Raw genomic sequence first — 17,874 nt, 5'->3', positions numbered from 1 at the left:
TTGGAAATGACGTTCACCGAATTCGACTGTCAGGGTCGATCGGGATCACTTGTAGGCCGTGATGTAGGCGTATGAACTCCACCACGACCATTCGTTCTTGGCTGCCAGGCCGGAGACAAACTGCTCCAGCTCGCGCGCACCGGGATCTTCTCGTAATAGAAGTGACCGTAGAAGTTCCTGATCTCCACACGTGAATAGCCGATGTCCTTGAACATCTTGCGCATCTTTCGCGTATCGCCGTGGCAGGCCGAGTAATAAGCCGGGAACTTGGGCGAAATCTCCCGCCGGGGAGTCAGGAGTTCCAGCAGCTTCGACGAAAGTCGCTCGGGGAAGATCCGATTGATGACGAACGGCGATGCGAAGAGCGTCGGGATCAGGTGGAATGCCGCCCCGCCCGGCTTGAGCACGTTGAAGACGTTGCGGTGCATGGCAATTCCGTCTGCGACATGCTCGGCGAGGAAACGCGAGAAGACGACGTCATACGTGTCCTTGAACGCCGAGGAATCGCCGCTGACGTCGAAGCAGGCCTTTTCGTATTCGGGCCATTATGGGCAAGCTCGTTTGGATCGATGTCGTTGACCGTGTAAGCGGCAACGTTCTTCGGCATTTCCGCAAGCCGGAAGGAAGGCCAGCGGCCGCCGCCCAGCTCCAGGATATTGGCGTCCGGATACTGGCTGATGAGCGCCATCAGCTCATCCGCATAACCCTGCATCGCGGTCTGCCAGTGTTTACGCGGTTCGATCTTCATTCGGCTTCCTAAACTTTGCGGCGGAGTCTGGACTAGTGCGGCTGCGTGTCAACCAAGGAGAGGCGGGCGTGGACCGCCCGGAGAAGCGCCGTTACGCTTGAATTATGAGGATTCTGTTTGCGCTTCCTGGCCTGCACCGGGTGGATCGTGGCGCCGAAGTTGCGTTCATTTCCGTCGCGTCCGAGCTAGCGGAGCGCGGAGACCAGGTTACACTCATCGGATCCGGTCCTCCACGCGCCAATCAACCGTACAATTACGTGCAGGCGTCACTTATCAATCGGGAGCGGTTCGAGCGATGGCCTCGACTGCCCCTGTTCCGAACCGAAACAGCCTGGGAAGACGCAAGTTTCATCCCCGGCCTTCTAAAAGCGTATGATCCGGCCGATTTCGATGTGACAGCGACCTGTTCCTACCCATTCACGAACTGGGCGTTGCGCGCGGCCGGCGGACGGAACCGGCCCGCGCATGTCTTCGTCACGCAAAACGGGGACTGGCCTGCAGTCTCCAACCGGGCCGAGTATAGATTCTTCGGCTGCGATGGCCTGGTCTGCATCAATCCTGACTATTTCGATCGGAACCGGGAGGCGTATCGGTGCGCGCTGATTCCCAATGGCGTGGACACCAAGCGGTTTCATCCGGGAACGGCAGAGAGGGAAAAGTTTGGACTGCCGACCGATCGCCCGGTCATCCTGATGGTCAGCGCGATGATCGCGAGCAAGAACATCGACAAGGGCGTCGCGGCCATCAGCGCTCTGCCCGATGCACTGCTGATTGTCGCGGGGGACGGTCCCCTACGAGCCGATCTGAAGGCGCTTGCCGATGAACGCTTGCCGGGGCGCTATCGGCAAATCACCGTCCCGTCCGCGGACATGCCCGCCTTGTATCGGAGTGCGGACGCCGTGCTTCACCTCTCGCAGGACGAGTCTTTCGGCAATGTCTATGTCGAGGCTATGGCGTCGGGAGTCCCTATCGTCGCGTACGACTCCCCGCGAACGCGCTGGATTCTCGGCGCCGAAGGATTGCTGGGCGATCCGAACGTGGAGTCATCCATCAAGGAGCAATTGGCGAAGGGTCTCGATCGAAGCGACAAAGATCGGAAAAGATTGGTTGAGCGCGCTTCGCAGTTCGAGTGGTCGGCCATCGCCGGCCAGTATCGCGACTTTTTCTCCGAGGTGATTTCGACGGGTCGCTAATTCGGCGAAGGAACGGGCTCTTCGAGTGGTGGCCGTGGTTCTGCGGGACGCGCCTCTTTCCGCACCGCAGGTGCTTTCGAGCGCGAGGCAAGTCGGATGGCAATGCCGATCGCCACGCCCGTCGTCATGGCGAATGTGTATTGCAGCAGGAACATGATCCACAGCCACTCATAAAGAAGGTGGATCGCGACAATCGTGGTTGCGACCGCGAACCCCAGAAGCAGCTCGCTTTCGAACTCTTTTCGAAACCGGAATGCGGCCCGGTATGTGCCGATCATCGGTCGGAAGAGGACCATCAGGAAGGTGATCAAGCCTAGAAGTCCGGTCTCGGCCCAGACAAGGAGATAGGATTCGTGGACCGAGGTGCCTCGGGTTGCCGACATCCAGCCGACGCCTGCGCGCGCCGAATAGCCGCCCATGTTAGAAACTACGACATATTGGTCGGGTCCCACTCCGAAGGGATGATCGGCGATGATCATCCTGGCCGCGTCCTTCATCGCCTCGCGCTGCGCATCGGAACTCTCGGAATTGTTGGTGGCCTGCCTGTCCTGAATGGCCCCGATCGCAAACGGGCTGACGGCAGCGACCATTAGAGCGCCTGCACCAACGATGCCAAACTTCCAGGTCGTCGATGATTTCATGATCGATACGACGCCGAGAAGCGCCAGCCCGATCGCCGCCAGGCCCATGGTTGCTCGTGAGGCCGTGAGCAGATCGACCACCACTGCGGCGATAAAGGCCGCGAGGGCCCAACCCGTGTCCTTCCGTGCAAGCAGGAGAGCGAAGGCGGGGAAGATCGCGAAGTGAGCCATCATGCCCAGCAGGTTAGGAGAGCTGAACTCCCCGCTCGCCTGTGCGGCGCCGCTGGCGGACTGGCTGATCGCGAACATGGCCTGGAAGATGAGGCCCGCGAAGATTCCCTTCACCATGCTTTCTGGCGCGTCGGCGTACGCGGCAATCCGAATGGCGGCCGCACAGACGAGTGCAACGCGCGCGATCTGCCAGGCGTAGAAGAAGCCCGCCATCTTCACTTCACCCTGGGGGATGGCGATAACGACCGCGGCGAAATAGGCGAGCCAGGGCCAGATCTGCCGAAGCGTCCTCACCTTTGACGTGGTCCCGATCAGGATCGCGATCGCCAGGAAATCGAGCGCCGAGATCTCCATTCCCTTGGGGAATTGGGGCCAGGCCGGCCAGGCGATCGGCGCAACATAGAGATGGAATGTGCCGGTGATGAAGGGGATGATCCCATCGCGAAGGCGGCCCACTTGGCGTACTTCGCGGGCTGCGTCTTGAGATAGCTCACGACGACAGGGACGAGGCCGGCCCAGATGAGAAGGAGGATGTACTTCAAGTCTGAGCTCTACTCTCGCCTGCTGCCTCTTCGGGCAAGCCTACCACCTCAGACTCCCCAGGGGGAGCCTTCGTTTTGAGCGGGCCGCTTACGAGTTTCCCTGTGACTTGAGGGTCATCTCGCCCTTGCGGATGACGATTTCGTCGACATTTTCCAGGAATGGTTGACCAAGCAGGGAGACGTTGGCGCCCTCAACGACGACCGCCTTTGCATCGGTCTGGTGGATTCCGCCAAGGTCGACCTTGTTCAGCTCCACATATTGGCCGCGCACCATGCCGGATGCGCCCTGACCGATCATCTCGTACTTCTGCGGATCGACCTGAATGCCAACTTTGCGGGCATCCTCCTCCGTGAGAGCAATTTCGCTCGCGCCGGTGTCGACCAGGAAGTGCACGGGTTTTCCGTTGACCTGAGCATCGGCGTAGAAGTGGCGATCGCCGCTGCGCTCCAGGGTCACTTCCAGCGCCGCCGGTACGGCAGCCGTGCGCTCGCTCTTGTTGAGCGGCCAGAACACGCCGAGCGTGGCACCGCCCGCGATCGTCGCGACGAAGAGGACACGCTCGATCATCGTCTAGATCGGTCGCTGGCCGAGGACGTTGCCGGCTTGCGTGTAGCGGCACACCAGTACGTCTTCTTCACGGCCGCGCGCGAGGGCGCAGCCGACGGCTCCGGTCTGCGACCAGATCAGTTGGGTGTAATGGCCGACGTTCTCGACGTCGCCGGAACGGCTGTTGTTCGGGAAGACGCCGGGCTTGTAGTCGCCCTTCTCGGCCGCCCACAGGCCAACCATCGATTCCGGCTGATAGTAATTGACAGTGCCAGCCCAGAGATTCTCGCCCTCGGGTTCCCACCAGGGATCGTCCGGCGAATGCTCGAACTTGCCGCTACGGGCGAGATAGGCTGCCCAGTCGCGCGCCGACCGCGCGAGAGCCGGGTCCCACTGGAGCGGCGGCGCGCCCATGGCGTCGCGCTCACGGTTATGCGCCGCGAGCAGCCGTTCTTCGAAGTTCTGGCGGAAGCCGACGCCTCCCTGCAGCACCGGACTCACGCAGACCAAAGTCAATGCAGCGGCAACCCGGTACCAACGCGAACCAGACATTGAGCATCCTCGAAAGTGCTCGCGTCTTGTCGCAGATGGTGGTCACCAAACAGTTTACGGACGATAATTTACGAAGGTTAGGGGAGAACGCGCAAAATCACTCAGGAATTTCGCTGCTTCGAGCCCCATTCGTGAATGATTACAACCTGATCGCCCTTCGAAGCCTGGTCGAAAAGCTTTTGCGCAAATTCGATCGGAACCCCGATGCAGCCGTGCGTTGCGCGGCCCCATTGGACGTCGCTGCCGTGAATCGACACTCCGTCGCCGGTCAGGCGCAGGGTGTAGGGCATCGGTGCATTGTCGTAAGTGATCGACTTGTGATCACGAATCTTGGCTAGGATCGGGAAGGTACCGTTCGGCGTCTCCTTGTCCTCGGCTCCGTATAGGATCACCGCGGTTCCAATCTCATGCCCGGCCCGGAAAACGGAGATGAGCTGCGACTTCAGGTCAACCCGGATCCACACTGGCCCTTGCGGCACGTTGCGATCGTTCCAGACGAAGTCGCCATAGCGCATCTGCTTCGGGACATTCAGGATCGAGCGGACGTCGCGGTCGAGCACACCCTGCGCCCGGGCCTGAAGAATTTGCGCATCGCTAAGGTAGGTGCGGTTTTTGTCCGACCAGCCGTAGTTTTCCTTTGCCTGCGCCTGGACTGGCGGACGTTCGATGATGCCGCTGGACCAGGCAGCGGCCGCAGCCGTGGCCAAACCCGCGAGCGCGAGTGCAACGACCATGATCCTTTTCATGAGCTTATGCCGAAGCGATAGCCGTCGTCGTGCGGCGCCGCCGACGGATCATCATGCCCGTAAGTCCGAAGCCAAGAAGCATGGTTGCCCAGGTGCCGGGTTCCGGAACGGCGGGCGGCGGGTTCTCAGGCGGCGGATTCTCAGGCGGCGGGTTTTCGGGTGGAGTTTCGGGTGTCCCCGGCGTTCCCGGAGTTCCGCCACCGCCACCGGGCGGGTTCGGTACCAGAATTCCACCGCCGCCGCCGGGAACACCCGGCGTGAGCAGAAGTGGCCCGATGGAGCTGAGCGGTGCGCTGGTCGGTACGTCGGCGACGGTCGGAACCGGCGGTGCGATCGCGGCCACGAATTCCTTGGGAAGCTCGGGCTGGGCGACCTTGGGAAGTGCGCGCTGCCTTGGCGCGGCAACTGCTGCATGCATCTTGGTCTTCGTGAGCTCAGCCTTGGTGCGGTCGCCCGGCGAGCGTTCGCTCATCATGGCCAGGAAGCTCTTGGCGCTGTCGAGTCCGGGAACGTCGCTCGAGTCGAGCAGGCCCATGCGCGCCATGATTCCGAGCGGCGTGCCCGCGACGAATGCGAGGACGGCGGCGCTAGCGAGAATCGTGCGGTTTCGACGCTTCGTCATGCGCTTGGCGCGACGTGCACGACCGCTTGCATTCAAGCGGCGCCCCGAGCGCGAAGACAATATTGCTGAACGCATCTGAAACCCTAACGAAAGGAGCCAGCAACCGGTAAGCGATGCACTCGACCCTGAGGACAACCATTAACACAATTTTAAGGTTCCGAATCAATCCAAGAGTTTAATTTGTCCCGAAAAAATACAGAAGTGTGCCGCAGCAACACAGTTACAGCTGCTGGAATGCTGGACGTCACTCTCAAGGGCGATATTTCTTAAGCATGGAAACTCGCGTTCAGCCCGTCATCCTCGCCGGAGGTTCGGGGACTCGGCTATGGCCAATCTCTACGCCCGCCCGGCCCAAGCATCTGCTGGAGATCGTCGGGCAGGGGACCATGCTGGAGCAGACCCTGGACCGTGTGGGCGACAGACGGTTGTTTGCCGAGCCTCTGATCGTAGGCGCCCAATCGCAGGCAGACGAAGTCGGCCTCATCGCGCCGGGTGTCAGCCTTATCCTGGAACCTTGTCCGCGAGGTTCGGCGGCAGCCGTCGCGTTCGCGGCGCTCGCAAGCGATCCTGCCGCGATCCTGCTGGTGCTTCCGAGCGACCATCGTGTGGGTGACCCGAAGCCGCTGCTCGATGCGGTTCGCAAGGCGCTGCCCGCCGCGGACTCCGGCCGCCTCGTCACCTTCGGGATCCGGCCACGAGGGCGGAGACCGGCTACGGCTATATCTCTGCGGGCGAACCGCTCAGCGAGGGCGTCCTGGCTGTAGACGCATTCGTCGAAAAGCCATCGAAGGACATTGCCGCCGGACTGGTCCAGTCGGGAAGCGCCTTCTGGAATTCCGGCATGTTCCTGTTTCGCGCCGACGCTTTTCTGACAGAACTCGATCGCTACGCTCCGGAAATCGCTTTGGCCTCCCGAGCCGCGATGGATCTCGCGCGGAGTGACGATGGACGGATTGCTCCCGACGAGAGCGCGCTTGCCGACTGCCCATCAACATCGATCGACTATGCGGTGATGGAGCATTCGGACCGCATTGCGGTCGTGCCGCTCGACCTTGACTGGTCCGACGTCGGCAGCTGGGCGGCGGTCTACGAACTGGAACCGAAGGACGCGGACGGAAATGTCGTCGATTCCCGCTCGAGCGCGATCGACAGCGCGGGCTGCTTGCTGAAATCGACCGGACCGCAGATCGTGGTCATCGGCGGACAGCAGCTCATGGTGATCGCTACCGCCGATCATGTCCTGGTTGCGCCGATCAGCGACGCGCAACGCGTCCGCGAAGCCGCGGAGCTGGCGAAGGCGAGATCGGGGGACTAGCGTTCGGCAAGCCGGTAGCGAAACACCGGTGCGGGGGAGGGAAGGATGCTGCTTTCGACCATCGATACGGTCGTCGTCGTTGCTTATGGCATCTTCATCTTCGGCCTCGCCCAATGGGTCAGCCGCGAAAAGGCGGGCCATGAGAAGGACACATCCGATTATTTCCTAGCCTCCAAGGCACTGCCATGGTGGGCGATCGGCGCCTCGCTGATCGCGGCAAACATCTCCGCGGAGCAGATCGTGGGAATGTCGGGTTCGGGCTATGCGCTGGGCCTCGCCATTGCCTCGTACGAGTGGATGGCGGCGCTGACCCTGCTCATTGTCGGGAAGTATTTCCTGCCGATCTTCCTGAAGAACAGGATCTACACGATGCCCCAATTCCTGGAGCATCGGTACGGCAAGGTCCTGCCTGTCATCATGGCCCTGTTCTGGCTGGCGCTGTACATTTTCGTGAACCTCACTTCGATCATTTGGCTGGGCTCGATCGCGGTCCACAAGGTCGCTGGCATCGACCAGGACGTTGCACTGTTCGCGCTTGGCGCCTTCGCCTTGCTTTACCAATTGTACGGGGGCTCAAGGCAGTGGCGCTGACCGACATCGTGCAGGTCACCCTGCTCGTGCTCGGGGGTCTAGTGGTGTCGTATTTGACCCTCAATCAGATCGGGAATGGCGAAGGTGCCATTGCCGGCTTTGCGGCCCTGACCCAGAAGGTGCCAGGTCACTTCAACATGATCCTCGAGCCCGACCACCCGTTCTTCAAGGATTTGCCGGGCATCGCCGTTCTCGTCGGCGGCATGTGGATCGCCAACCTCAGCTACTGGGGCTTCAACCAATACATCATCCAGCGAGCCCTCGCTGCGAAGAACCTTGGCGAAGCGCAAAAGGGCGTCGTCTTCGCGGCCTATCTGAAGCTGCTGATGCCGGTGATTATCGTGCTGCCGGGGATCGCCGCGGTCGTGCTCGCGCCGGATCTTGCAAAGCCGGACGAAGCCTATCCGACCATGATGCGCCTGCTGCCGCCAGGCCTGCTCGGTCTGGTCTTCGCGGCCCTCATCGCGGCCGTGATCGCGTCCACGGCGTCCAAGATCAATTCGATCGCCACGATCTTCACGCTCGATCTCTACGCCAAGTTTCGCGGTGAGCGGACCCGCGCTGAAGACGGCTCGGGTGAGAGCCGTTCCGAAGAGAAGCACCTAGTCCTTGTCGGGCGTTCGGTTGCGGTCATTGCAGTCGTGATTGCGCTGTTCACCGCCCGGCCCCTGCTCGGGAATTCCGATCAGGCGTTCCAGTTCATTCAGGAATTCTCAGGCTTCTTCACGCCCGGGGTCACGGTCATTTTCCTGCTCGGACTGTTCTGGAGGAAGGCGACGGAGCTGGGCGCAATTGTCGCCGCGGTTGCTTCGGTCGCGCTGTCCTACGTGTTCAAGGTTGTGATGCCCGACTTCCCCTTCATGAATCGGATGGGGCTGGTGTTCCTCATCAGCCTGGCGCTGGCCGTGGTTATCTCGCTGGCCCAGCGATCCCGGCCGAGCGCCAATGCTATCACCATGGAGGGTGTAACATTTCGTACGCCAGCGGCCTTCAACCTCGCCAGCGTGGGCGTCATCCTGATTCTCTTCGCTTTGTATGCGACGTGGTGGTGACGTCTCTCGCCGCAAGGCTGCTTTAGTCTCGGCTGAAGGGAAACGCTGGATGCCCCGTGTGGATTCGAACCACAATTGACGGAGTCAGAGTCCGTAGTCTTACCATTAGACGACGGGGCAATGCCGGCAGGCGGGCGAGATAGAAAGCGCCCTCCCGACTGTCAACGCTGGTGGCCCTAACCTTGCCCTTCATCGCGATTGCCGGTTAAATGCGACCCAAGTCAGCCGTCTTTATGCAGGCGGTGCAGGATAGAAACGGTCGTTGTCATGGCGCAGAATGTCGCCAGCGCACCGGCTCCATCGCTTCGGCAGGAGCCGGCATCGAGTAAATCGCCGGAGCGGCGATCCCCTCCATTTCGTCATACGTATGGCGCCGTCGATCTGGGCACCAACAATTGCCGCCTCCTCATTGCGCGCCCGTTCGACGGCGGATTCACGGTCGTCGATGCCTTTTCGCGCATTGTGCGTCTGGGGGAGGGCCTGTCGCATTCAGGTGCCCTGTCGGACGCCGCGATGGACCGGGCGGTTGGGGCCCTCGCGATCTGTGCCGACAAGCTTCGCCGCCGGAACGTCTCTCTGTCGCGATCCGTCGCCACGGAAGCTTGCCGGCGAGCCCGGAACGGCGAGGCCTTCGTCGAGCGGGTGAAGCGGGAGACGGGAATCGTTCTGGACATCATCGAACCGCAGGAGGAAGCCCGCCTCGCGGTCCTGGGCTGCCACAAGCTGCTGGAGCCCGGCGATGGGCCGGCGCTGATTTTCGACATTGGCGGCGGATCGACCGAGTTGGTGCTTGTTGACCAGGATGCAGGAGCGCCCAAGATCCGCAGCTGGTGGAGCGCTCCCTGGGGCGTGGTTTCGCTGACGGAGAGCGAAGGAAAGGTCGCGCTGGAAGGGCCCGACCGCCTGAAAGCCTATAGGCGCATGCGCGAGCGGGCGCGCCGCGCCTTTGCGAGCTTCGCGTCCACACTGCCGAGCGATGCGCCTGGAATTCGCCTGCTCGGCACGAGTGGGACAGTCACGACACTCGCAAGCGTGCACCTCGCCTTACCGGCTTACGACCGCCGTGCCGTCGATGGCCTCCATGTACCGGTCAATGCGATGCAGCGGATCAGCACGATGATTGCCGAGATGGGGCACGAGGAGCGCGCGGCGCTGCCATGCATCGGGCGGGATCGGGCGGACCTGGTCGTTGCGGGTTGCGCAATCCTCGAGGCGATCGTCGAAATCTGGCCCGCCAAGACCCTCGGGTTGCCGATCGGGGAATTCGCGAGGGCATCCTGCGTTCGCTTATGGCGCGCGACGGCCACGCCTTGTGAAGCGCATCCGCACCGCAAAGGGGCGAAAACCGTCGTCGACGCGATGGCTCGAGCGCCAGCTGAACGATCCCTACGTCCGGCGGGCCAAGGCGGAAAACTACCGCAGCCGCGCCGCATTCAAGCTCATAGAACTGGATGAGCGGTTCCGCTTGCTGAAGGGCGTGAAAGCGGTCGTGGACCTCGGAATCGCACCAGGCGGATGGAGCCAGGTCGTGCGCCGCAAGGTTCCTCAGAGCGCTGTGGTTGGGATCGACCTTCTTCCGACTGATCCGATCGACGGCGTCACCATCCTGCAGATGGACTTCATGAACGATGATGCACCCGACCGGCTGAAAGAGGCGCTCGGCGGCGATGCGGACCTCGTCCTTTCCGACATGGCAGCGAATACTGTTGGCCATCAGCAGACCGATCACCTGCGGACGATGGCGCTTGTCGAAGCCGGTCTCCTATTCGCGACCGAAGTTCTTCGGCCGGGCGGTACCTATGTTGCCAAGGTCCTTGCCGGCGGTGCAGACAATCAGCTGGTCGCCGAAATGAAGCGGCACTTCGCGACGGTGAAGCACGCCAAGCCGCCCGCCAGCCGGAAGGATTCCTCGGAATGGTATGTGATCGCGCAGGGCTTCAAAGGTCGTGAGAGCGACAAAGGCTCGGGTTGGGCGGGTCCGGCAGAAGGGCCTTAAGCACTCACTGATCGAAGCGGCGAGCGAGCTGGGTCCTGGCGTCGTCACCGGTGCGGCCGACGACGATCCAAGCGGCATCGCCACCTACTCTCAGGCAGGTGCGCAGTTCGGCTACGGCCTGCTATGGACGATGATCCTGACCTACCCGCTAATGACCGCCGTCCAACTGGTCAGCGGGCACATCGGTCGGGTGACTGGCGCAGGACTTGCGAAAAACCTCGCTGACACCTTTCCGCGAAGCGTCGTGACGGTCCTCGTTGCGATCCTGCTGATCGCCAACATCATGAACATCGGGGCGGATCTGTCCGCCATGGCCGCGGCGACGGAGCTGGTCATCGGCGGCCGAACCCGCGTGTTCGTCTTCCTCTTCGCGTTGCTGAGCGTCGCCCTGCAGCTGTTCGTGCCCTACCATCAATATGCGAGAGTCCTGAAATGGCTGACGCTGAGCCTGTTTGCCTATGTCGGCGTGCTGTTGCTGGTCGAGGTCGATTGGACGGCAGCGTTCTGGGCATGATTTGGCCGACCGATATCGGACCCGGCGCGATCGCCACCGTCGTTGCCGTGTTGGGAACGACGATCAGTCCTTATCTTTTCTTCTGGCAAAGCTCGCAGGAGGCCGAAGATCTTGCCGACTCCGGTCAGAGGCCTTTGAAGCAAGATCCGCGCGGAGCATCGGCCCAGTTCAGGCGGATCCGTTTCGACACTTTTGTCGGGATGGCCTTTTCGAACCTGATTGCCTTGGCGATCATGATCGCCTCGGCGGCGACGCTTCACCAGCAAGGCATCACGCAGATCAATACGGCGGCGCAGGCGGCCGAGGCACTGCGGCCGATTGCGGGACAGTTCGCCTTCGCCATGTTCGCGCTCGGGATCATCGGAACGGGATTGCTTGCAGTGCCGGTGTTGGCCGGGTCCGCTGCCTTCGCGGTGAGTGAAACGCGAGGATGGAAGGGAGGGCTTGAATACAAGCCGCAGCAGGCCGCGCGGTTCTACGCGATCATCGTCGCGGCCACGGCCGCTGGCGTCTTGCTCGACTGGGGCAACGTCAATCCGATCCGGGCCTTGGTCTGGAGCGCGATCCTGAACGGGGTTGCGGCGGTGCCCCTGATGGCCGCGATGATGGTGATCGCTAGTCGCCGCAAGGAAATGGGACGGTTTGTCGCCGCTCCAATGGTGTTGGTGTTCGGCTGGGCAGCCACCGCGGTCATGGCGATTGCAACGATACTCTTTTTCGCATCGTTGATCTGAGCCAGCTCAGGAGCTTTTGCGAGCGTCCTCGACCGCCTTCTTCAGGGCGTCGTAGCCGACGGCGCCGCTGAGCACGCGGTCACCAACGATGAACAGAGGTGTTCCCGTCGCACCGAGTTGACTGGCGAGCGAGAAGTTCTTCCTGAGTTCGGCCTCGATTGCCGGGTCGTCGAGGGACTTGGGATCGACCTGCGCCGTGCGCGCGGCCGCAGTATTTGTCTCGGGGCCGGTCTGCCCGCCGCGTAGAGCGCGTCATGGAACTGCTGGAAGCGTCCGGCCTTCGATGCCGCGAGGGAAAGGCGAGCGGCTGCAACGCTGTTGTCGCCGAGGATCGGAAGCTCGCGATAGACAACGCGAAGGTCCGGGTTCTCACGAACGAGCTGATCGACGTGCGGGTTGCTCGCTTTGCAATATGGGCACGCGTAGTCGTAGAATTCGACGAGCGTGACCTTCGGCTTGCTCGAACCCTTCCAGGAGGACGCGAAGGGCGTCTCGATCAGGCCTCGCGAAGCGTCCAGCGTTGGCTTGTACTGCGCGTCGCGAAGGGCATCGGATGCCTCGACGAGGATATGAGGATCGTTGAGCATGCCCTGCCGGACGATTCGTCCGCTCAGATACTGAGGTGCCGCGAAGAGCAACACGGCCGCGGTCAGCACCGATCCGACCACACCCCCGCAATCGCCGCCCCAAACGACGATCCCTTACTCTCTGTCACGACCTTTTTTGTCCTTCTTGAGCGCGGTCCTCGAGACCATGGCGATATCCTGGGCGCGAAGATAGTCCGGAGTTCCAACCGGAATCCCGCGCATCGCCGTCTCCGCGCTCGCGAGCGCCATCTTGGGATCGCCCTCCAGATTGTTCCGTTCGGCGGTCGCAAGCGCGGCCCGGGACTCGTCGCCTTCCTGGCCGTAGATCATGCCGAGCTGGTACCAGGCGAAGGGTTCTCATTGTCTACGGCAACCGCGGCCTTGAGAATGGTCTTCGCCTCGGCGTAATTCTTGGGATCCTCTGTCGAGATCAGCGCGTGGCCGAGCATCGACGCGATCAGGGGCGCGTTGTGCGTCTTTTCCGTCGCCTCGCGAAGGGGAGCGATAGCATCGGCCGGGCGCCCGGACTCCAGGAGGATCTGGCCCTTGAGCTCGAGGAAGTAGGGGTCGTGCGCATCGGCCTTGAGCAGGGCGTCGGCTTCGGACAGCGCTTTATCGGATAGGCGGTAAGGTGATACGCATAGGCACGGGCGTAATGCGCCGGCACCGACTGGTCCGTTTCCGGATATTTGCTGACAGCCTGTCGTGGATCGAGGAAGCCCGTAAGCTTCGCCTTCACCCGCTGGAAGCGCGCTTCAAGCTTCGGATCGGTCGGCGCATTCCAGGCGGGATCCTTCTTGAAGAGGTCCGTCAGCATGGCGATGCGCTCGCTGGAAAGCGGGTGGGTGCGGTCGTAGCTATCGGTCGCGTAGATCGCGAGACGGTACTCCTGGTTCTGTAGCTTCTTGAAGAAGTCGAGACCGCCCTTGCCGCTAATGCCGGCCTTATGCAGGTAGCTGGCGCCGGCAAGGTCGGCGCTGGTTTCCTGGGCGCGGGTGAAGGCGAGGAACTGGCCGAGCGCCGCCCGCTGGCCCATCATCATCAGGCCCATGCCCGCTTCGCCGGCGCCCGCCGCAATCGCGATCGCGCCAAGTACCATTGTCGCAAGCGTGATGCCGGTCGCCTGCTTCATCCCTTCGCCCATGCGGATGGCGTGGCCGCCGGCAACGTGGCCGAGCTCGTGCGCGATGACGAACTGGACCTGGTTGACGTTGTCGGCGCGGGTCAGCAGCCCGGAATTGACGTAGACGTTCTGGCTGCCGGCGACGAAAGCATTGATCTCGTCATCGTTGAGCAGGATGACCTTGACGCTCTTGTTGCTGAGGTTCGCGGCCTCAACCAGCGGCTTCGCGATGTCCGCGAACAGCGCCTCGGTCTCCGTGTCCCGCAGGATCGAAGGGCCGGAATCCTCGCTTTGGGCGGCGGCCGGCCTTGCCGTGGCAAGGCCGAGCACGAGCGCCATCATCAGCAATCGCACGAAGCGGGAGAGCGCCGAGCTCATGCGTCGCCCATCCCACCCGCGATCTGAACGCCCGATGAAAATCCGGCGCTCAACGGCTTAACCGAAAGTGCGCTGCCACCAGCCACGGCGAGGACCGTCGCCCGTGCCGTCGTCCGCTTCGTCATTATCGGCGGTGGGAATGGCGGCGTCGGCTTCGGCTTCGACGACTGGTGCCTCCTTCGCCTTCTTGGCACGAGACTTTCGTGCCGGTTTGGCGGTCTTCTCCTCCTCCGCGGCAGCCTCAACCGGCGTCTCGGCTGCAGTTTCAACGGGAGTGGGTTCGGCTGCCTGCTCGGCAGTCTCGTCCACCTTGGCCTTCGCTCGCGAGCGGCGCTTCTTGGGCTGCGGTTCAGGCGGAGTTTCGACCTCGGTGATCGGTGCTTCGTCCTCGACCGGCGTTTCGATCATCGGCGAGCTGTCCGCCTCGACCTCCGCTCCGACCTCAGACGGAGTATCCTCGTGACCTCCACCGCGCTTGCCGCGACGGCGTCGCCGCTTCCGATCACCCGAAGGCGTCTCTTCAGCCTCTGCTTGTTCGGCAGGCTCGGCATCCGCCGCTTCGCTCGGCTCGGCGTCATCTTCGGATTCGCTGGCGTCGGACGGGCCTTCGCCCTCTTCGCGACGGCCGCGACCACGGCCACCCCGGCGGCGGCGGCGGCGGCGGCGGCCAGGCCGATCGTCCTGACGCTCCGCTTCGGGCTCATCCTCCTCGGATTCGTCCTCTTCGTCCTCGTCGAGAGCCTCGACCTCTTCGAGATCTTCTTCGATCGGGGTGGGTTCGGGGCGGCGCTGCACGACTGGCCGCGGGCCGGAGCTTTCGACGCTCATGCGAGCGCCTTCAAAGCTCTCGTCGATGACGACTTCGATCGAGACGCCATAGCGGGCCTCGATGTCGGCCAGCTCGCTCCGCTTCTTGTTGAGAAGGTAGATCGCTGCTTCGCGCCCGGCGCGGAGGAGAATCTTCTCGCCACGGCCACGAGCCGCCTCGTCCTCGATCATGCGAAGAGCAGACAGGCCCGCCGATGAAGCCGTGCGCATCAGGCCCGTGCCTTCACAGTGCGGGCAGGGCTTGGTCGAAGCTTCAAGCACGCCGGTGCGCAGGCGCTGGCGGCTCATCTCCATCAAGCCGAAGCTGGAGATGCGGCCGACCTGGATGCGTGCGCGGTCGTTCTTGAGCGCCTCCTTCATCGCCTTCTCGACCTTACGAACATGGCTGTTCTGCTCCATGTCGATGAAATCGATGACGACGAGGCCGGCCATGTCGCGCAGGCGAAGCTGGCGGGCAATCTCGTTCGCCGCTTCCAGGTTCGTCGCGAACGCCGTCTGCTCGATGTTGTGCTCGCGGGTCGACCGGCCGGAATTGATGTCGATCGAAACCAGCGCCTCGGTCGGGTTGATGACCAGGTAGCCGCCCGACTTCAGCTGGACGACCGGCTGATACATCGCCGACAGCTGATCCTCGACGCCGTGCCGCTGGAACAAGGGCGTGGCTTCGGAGTGAAGCGCGACGCGGCGCACGTGGCTCGGCATCAACAGCTTCATGAAGCCCCGGGCGGCCTTGAAGCCGTCCTCGCCCTCGACGATCACATCGCTGATGTCTCGATGGTAGAGGTCGCGGATTGCGCGCTTGATGAGGTCGCTGTCGCGATAGATCAGGGCGGGCGCGCTGCTCTTCAGCGTCCGCTCGCGGATCTCGTCCCACAGCCGGGCGAGATAGTCGAAGTCGCGCTTGATCTCGGTCTTCGTGCGCGAAAGCCCGGCGGTACGGACGATCAGACCCATGCTCTTCGGCAGGTTGAGATCCGACATGATCGACTTCAGCCGCTTACGGTCGGCGCCGTTCGAGATCTTCCGGCTGATGCCGCCGCCGTGCGACGTGTTGGGCATCAGCACGCAGTAGCGACCGGCGAGGCTGAGGTAGGTGGTGAGGGCGGCACCCTTGTTGCCGCGCTCTTCCTTGACGACCTGAACGAGCAGCACCTGGCGGCGCTGAATGACGTCCTGGATCTTGTAGCGGCGGCGAAGCGCCTGACGCTTCTTGCGAAGTTCGTCGGCGGCGCTTTCATCCACCGGCGAACGGTTGGAGCCGGTTCCGGCCTCCACTGTCGTCGGCCCGTCCTCGTCGCCGTTCGATTCTTCGGCTTCTTCGGGACGATCGTCCGTGCCGTCATCGTCGTGATGGCCGTCGATCGGCTCCAGATCGTCCGCGGCGGCGCGCAGGCGCTCTTCCTCCGCGGCGTGCTCGGCTTCCTCACGAAGCAGGGCTTCGCGGTCGGCCTTGGGAATCTGGTAGTAGTCGGGATGGATTTCGCTGAAGGCGAGGAAGCCGTGACGGTTTCCGCCGTAGTCGACGAAGGCCGCCTGAAGCGACGGCTCGACCCTGGTAACCTTGGCTAGATAGACGTTCCCTTTGAGCTGCTTGTGCTCAGCGGACTCGAAATCAAATTCCTCGATGCGGTTTCCGGTAACGACCGCGACCCGGGTCTCCTCCGGGTGGCGCGCGTCGATTAGCATGCGCGTGGACATTGAAAATTCTCCGGGCGCGCGGGCCGCTCCTCGTTGGGCGGGCGCGCGCAATTGAAAAGGCCATTCCGGTCGGGTGTCGGCCGACGGTCATGGCGAACTGATGTATTGTTGCCTCTGCTGCACTGGCCATCCCGGAATCTTGTGCGGGAGACGCGACCTGCCGCTCATCATGGAGCAGGCAAGGGGCGTTTCTTGGCATCATTGCAGCGTCAACCTGTGAAGCCGCATCCTTTGCAAGGAGCGGCGCTGAATCCTTTGCCGCATTAAGGGGCTCAGGATTAATACCGGTTAGCATCACCGGACGAGGGCCGCAACAGTCCCCCAGGGCTGCAACGACTGAAATTCAGCACGAATTGCGCGTTAACCATGTTCCGGCAATAGAGTGGCCCGATGGCATCGAGGTCCTTCCGAGCGCGAGCAATTGCGGGAGCGGCGATCAGTATCGCGGGGCTAGCCCTCGTTGTGGCCGCGCTGAGCTCGAGTCACGGATTTTTCTCCCGCAAAGGGGCTCCCGCCAGCGACGAGAAAGCGCTGATCGGTGAGGCCCGCGGCGGCACGGTTCGCGTGGAGCTGGGATCGGCGGTCGGCGACATAAAGTTGACGGAGGCAAGCTCTCCTGGCCGGCCGATCGTCGTGCTCGACCCTGGGCACGGCGGCCGCGATCCGGGAGCCAAGGGGCTTCTGGGTCCACCAACGAGAAAGATCTCACTTTGCTGTTCGCGCGCGAACTGCGCGACGAGCTTGCCGAACGTGGGCGCGTTCGCGTGGCGATGACGCGCGACGACGACCGCTATCTGACTCTGGATCAACGGGCCGAACTTGCACGTCGTCTCGGCGCAAGCGTCTACCTATCGCTTCACATCGACAGTGCGCCGAACCCGCTGGCGCGCGGTGCGACGGTTTATTCGCTCTCGGATGTCGCCTCCGATGCCGAGGCGGCGCGACTGGCAATGAAGGAAAACAGCGACGACGGACTGACCAGCGAACCTGATGGATCCGTGCGCGGAATTCTTTCAGACTTGGCGCTGCGCGAGCAAATGAATTCTTCCGCGTCGCTGGCAGAGCGGCTCGTTCGGAAGTCGGCCGGACGGTATCAGCTTCGCCCCGAGCCGCACCGGTTCGCCGACTTCCGGGTCCTTCGCCACGCGGAGGTGCCCGCAGTTCTGTTCGAGGCGGGATACATCAGCAATGTCGATGATGAGGCGATGCTCCTCCAGCCCGAGAAGCGCGCTCAGATCGTCCTGGCTTTGGCGCAGGCGATCGAAGCCGACGTCGCCTCGCGCATCGTTCGTTAGC

General features: G+C 62.7%; 12 protein-coding genes, 1 tRNA gene and 6 pseudogenes. 8 read left to right on the top strand and 11 right to left on the bottom strand.

Going from position 1 to position 17,874, the window contains the following annotated elements; translation table 11 throughout:
• Nucleotides 1-29 precede the first annotated feature (29 nt).
• Entirely contained in the window at nucleotides 30-428 is a 399-nt protein-coding gene (locus tag H9L15_RS14295) for a hypothetical protein (RefSeq protein WP_262984823.1), read from the bottom strand.
• Nucleotides 429-852: 424 nt separating this feature from the next.
• On the opposite strand from H9L15_RS14295, the gene H9L15_RS14290 reads away from it, so the two are divergent.
• The gene (locus H9L15_RS14290; protein WP_187714534.1) at nucleotides 853-1,941 is read left to right on the top strand and encodes a glycosyltransferase family 4 protein; all 1,089 of its coding nucleotides are present in this window, start codon (nucleotides 853-855) and stop codon (nucleotides 1,939-1,941) included.
• Here H9L15_RS14290 and H9L15_RS14285 read toward each other — a convergent pair.
• The 5 genes from H9L15_RS14285 to H9L15_RS14265 form a co-directional block, all read right to left on the bottom strand.
• Entirely contained in the window at nucleotides 1,938-3,209 is a 1,272-nt protein-coding gene (locus H9L15_RS14285) for an O-antigen ligase family protein (RefSeq protein WP_187714533.1), read from the bottom strand. The genes H9L15_RS14290 and H9L15_RS14285 overlap by 4 nt on opposite strands.
• A 174-nt stretch (nucleotides 3,210-3,383) precedes the next feature.
• The gene (locus H9L15_RS14280; RefSeq protein ID WP_187714532.1) at nucleotides 3,384-3,863 is read right to left on the bottom strand and encodes a retropepsin-like aspartic protease family protein; all 480 of its coding nucleotides are present in this window, start codon (nucleotides 3,861-3,863) and stop codon (nucleotides 3,384-3,386) included.
• A gap of 3 nt (nucleotides 3,864-3,866) precedes the next feature.
• Nucleotides 3,867-4,394 carry a CAP domain-containing protein gene (locus H9L15_RS14275; RefSeq protein WP_187714531.1) on the bottom strand — a complete coding sequence of 176 codons (528 nt, stop codon included), beginning with the start codon at nucleotides 4,392-4,394 and terminating at the stop codon, nucleotides 3,867-3,869.
• Between the two features lie 101 nt (nucleotides 4,395-4,495).
• The gene (locus H9L15_RS14270; RefSeq protein WP_223276298.1) at nucleotides 4,496-5,140 is read right to left on the bottom strand and encodes a L,D-transpeptidase family protein; all 645 of its coding nucleotides are present in this window, start codon (nucleotides 5,138-5,140) and stop codon (nucleotides 4,496-4,498) included.
• Nucleotides 5,141-5,144: 4 nt separating this feature from the next.
• Entirely contained in the window at nucleotides 5,145-5,762 is a 618-nt protein-coding gene (locus H9L15_RS14265; protein ID WP_187714529.1) for a PEPxxWA-CTERM sorting domain-containing protein, read from the bottom strand.
• 272 nt (nucleotides 5,763-6,034) lie between these two features.
• Here H9L15_RS14265 and H9L15_RS20580 point away from each other — a divergent pair.
• The 3 genes and pseudogenes from H9L15_RS20580 to H9L15_RS14250 form a co-directional block, all read left to right on the top strand.
• Nucleotides 6,035-6,813: pseudogene (locus tag H9L15_RS20580) on the top strand (mannose-1-phosphate guanylyltransferase); the annotation flags it as partial.
• Nucleotides 6,802-7,077, top strand: a complete 276-nt coding sequence (locus H9L15_RS20575; RefSeq protein ID WP_398286954.1) for a hypothetical protein — start codon at nucleotides 6,802-6,804, stop codon at nucleotides 7,075-7,077. The pseudogene H9L15_RS20580 and the gene H9L15_RS20575, both read left to right, overlap by 12 nt.
• Nucleotides 7,078-7,122: 45 nt before the next feature.
• A pseudogene (locus H9L15_RS14250) lies at nucleotides 7,123-8,720 on the top strand (sodium/sugar symporter).
• Nucleotides 8,721-8,766: 46 nt separating this feature from the next.
• Here H9L15_RS14250 and H9L15_RS14245 read toward each other — a convergent pair.
• Nucleotides 8,767-8,840 (bottom strand) — tRNA-Gln (locus H9L15_RS14245).
• Between the two features lie 147 nt (nucleotides 8,841-8,987).
• Here H9L15_RS14245 and H9L15_RS14240 point away from each other — a divergent pair.
• The 3 genes and pseudogenes from H9L15_RS14240 (at nucleotide 8,988) to H9L15_RS19115 (ending at nucleotide 11,964) form a co-directional block, all read left to right on the top strand.
• A pseudogene (locus H9L15_RS14240) lies at nucleotides 8,988-10,036 on the top strand (Ppx/GppA phosphatase family protein).
• Nucleotides 10,033-10,716, top strand: coding sequence for an RlmE family RNA methyltransferase (locus H9L15_RS14235; protein WP_187714527.1), 684 nt, complete (start codon nucleotides 10,033-10,035; stop codon nucleotides 10,714-10,716). Before H9L15_RS14240 ends, H9L15_RS14235 begins: the two are co-directional and overlap by 4 nt.
• Before the next feature lie 130 nt (nucleotides 10,717-10,846).
• Nucleotides 10,847-11,964 (top strand): annotated as a pseudogene (locus H9L15_RS19115) (NRAMP family divalent metal transporter).
• A 6-nt stretch (nucleotides 11,965-11,970) separates the two neighbouring features.
• On the opposite strand, the gene H9L15_RS20570 reads toward H9L15_RS19115, so the two are convergent.
• From H9L15_RS20570 to H9L15_RS14215, 4 genes and pseudogenes are all read right to left on the bottom strand, one after another.
• The gene (locus H9L15_RS20570) at nucleotides 11,971-12,123 is read right to left on the bottom strand and encodes a DsbA family protein (RefSeq protein ID WP_398286952.1); all 153 of its coding nucleotides are present in this window, start codon (nucleotides 12,121-12,123) and stop codon (nucleotides 11,971-11,973) included.
• 137 nt (nucleotides 12,124-12,260) lie between these two features.
• Nucleotides 12,261-12,551: pseudogene (locus tag H9L15_RS20565) on the bottom strand (DsbA family protein); the annotation flags it as partial.
• Nucleotides 12,552-12,665: 114 nt separating this feature from the next.
• Nucleotides 12,666-14,052, bottom strand: a pseudogene (locus H9L15_RS14220) (M48 family metalloprotease).
• 57 nt (nucleotides 14,053-14,109) lie between these two features.
• Complete coding sequence (locus tag H9L15_RS14215; RefSeq protein WP_187714525.1) at nucleotides 14,110-16,578, bottom strand: Rne/Rng family ribonuclease; 2,469 nt, start codon at nucleotides 16,576-16,578, stop codon at nucleotides 14,110-14,112.
• 710 nt (nucleotides 16,579-17,288) lie between these two features.
• Between H9L15_RS14215 and H9L15_RS14210 the strand changes: the two genes are divergently transcribed.
• The gene (locus tag H9L15_RS14210; protein WP_187714524.1) at nucleotides 17,289-17,873 is read left to right on the top strand and encodes an N-acetylmuramoyl-L-alanine amidase family protein; all 585 of its coding nucleotides are present in this window, start codon (nucleotides 17,289-17,291) and stop codon (nucleotides 17,871-17,873) included.
• The last annotated feature ends 1 nt before the right edge of the window (nucleotide 17,874 follow it).

Source organism: Sphingomonas daechungensis, assembly GCF_014489495.1.
In the GTDB taxonomy this organism is placed as follows: domain Bacteria; phylum Pseudomonadota; class Alphaproteobacteria; order Sphingomonadales; family Sphingomonadaceae; genus Sphingomicrobium; species Sphingomicrobium daechungense.
This window is presented reverse-complemented; position numbering and strand designations above follow the sequence as displayed.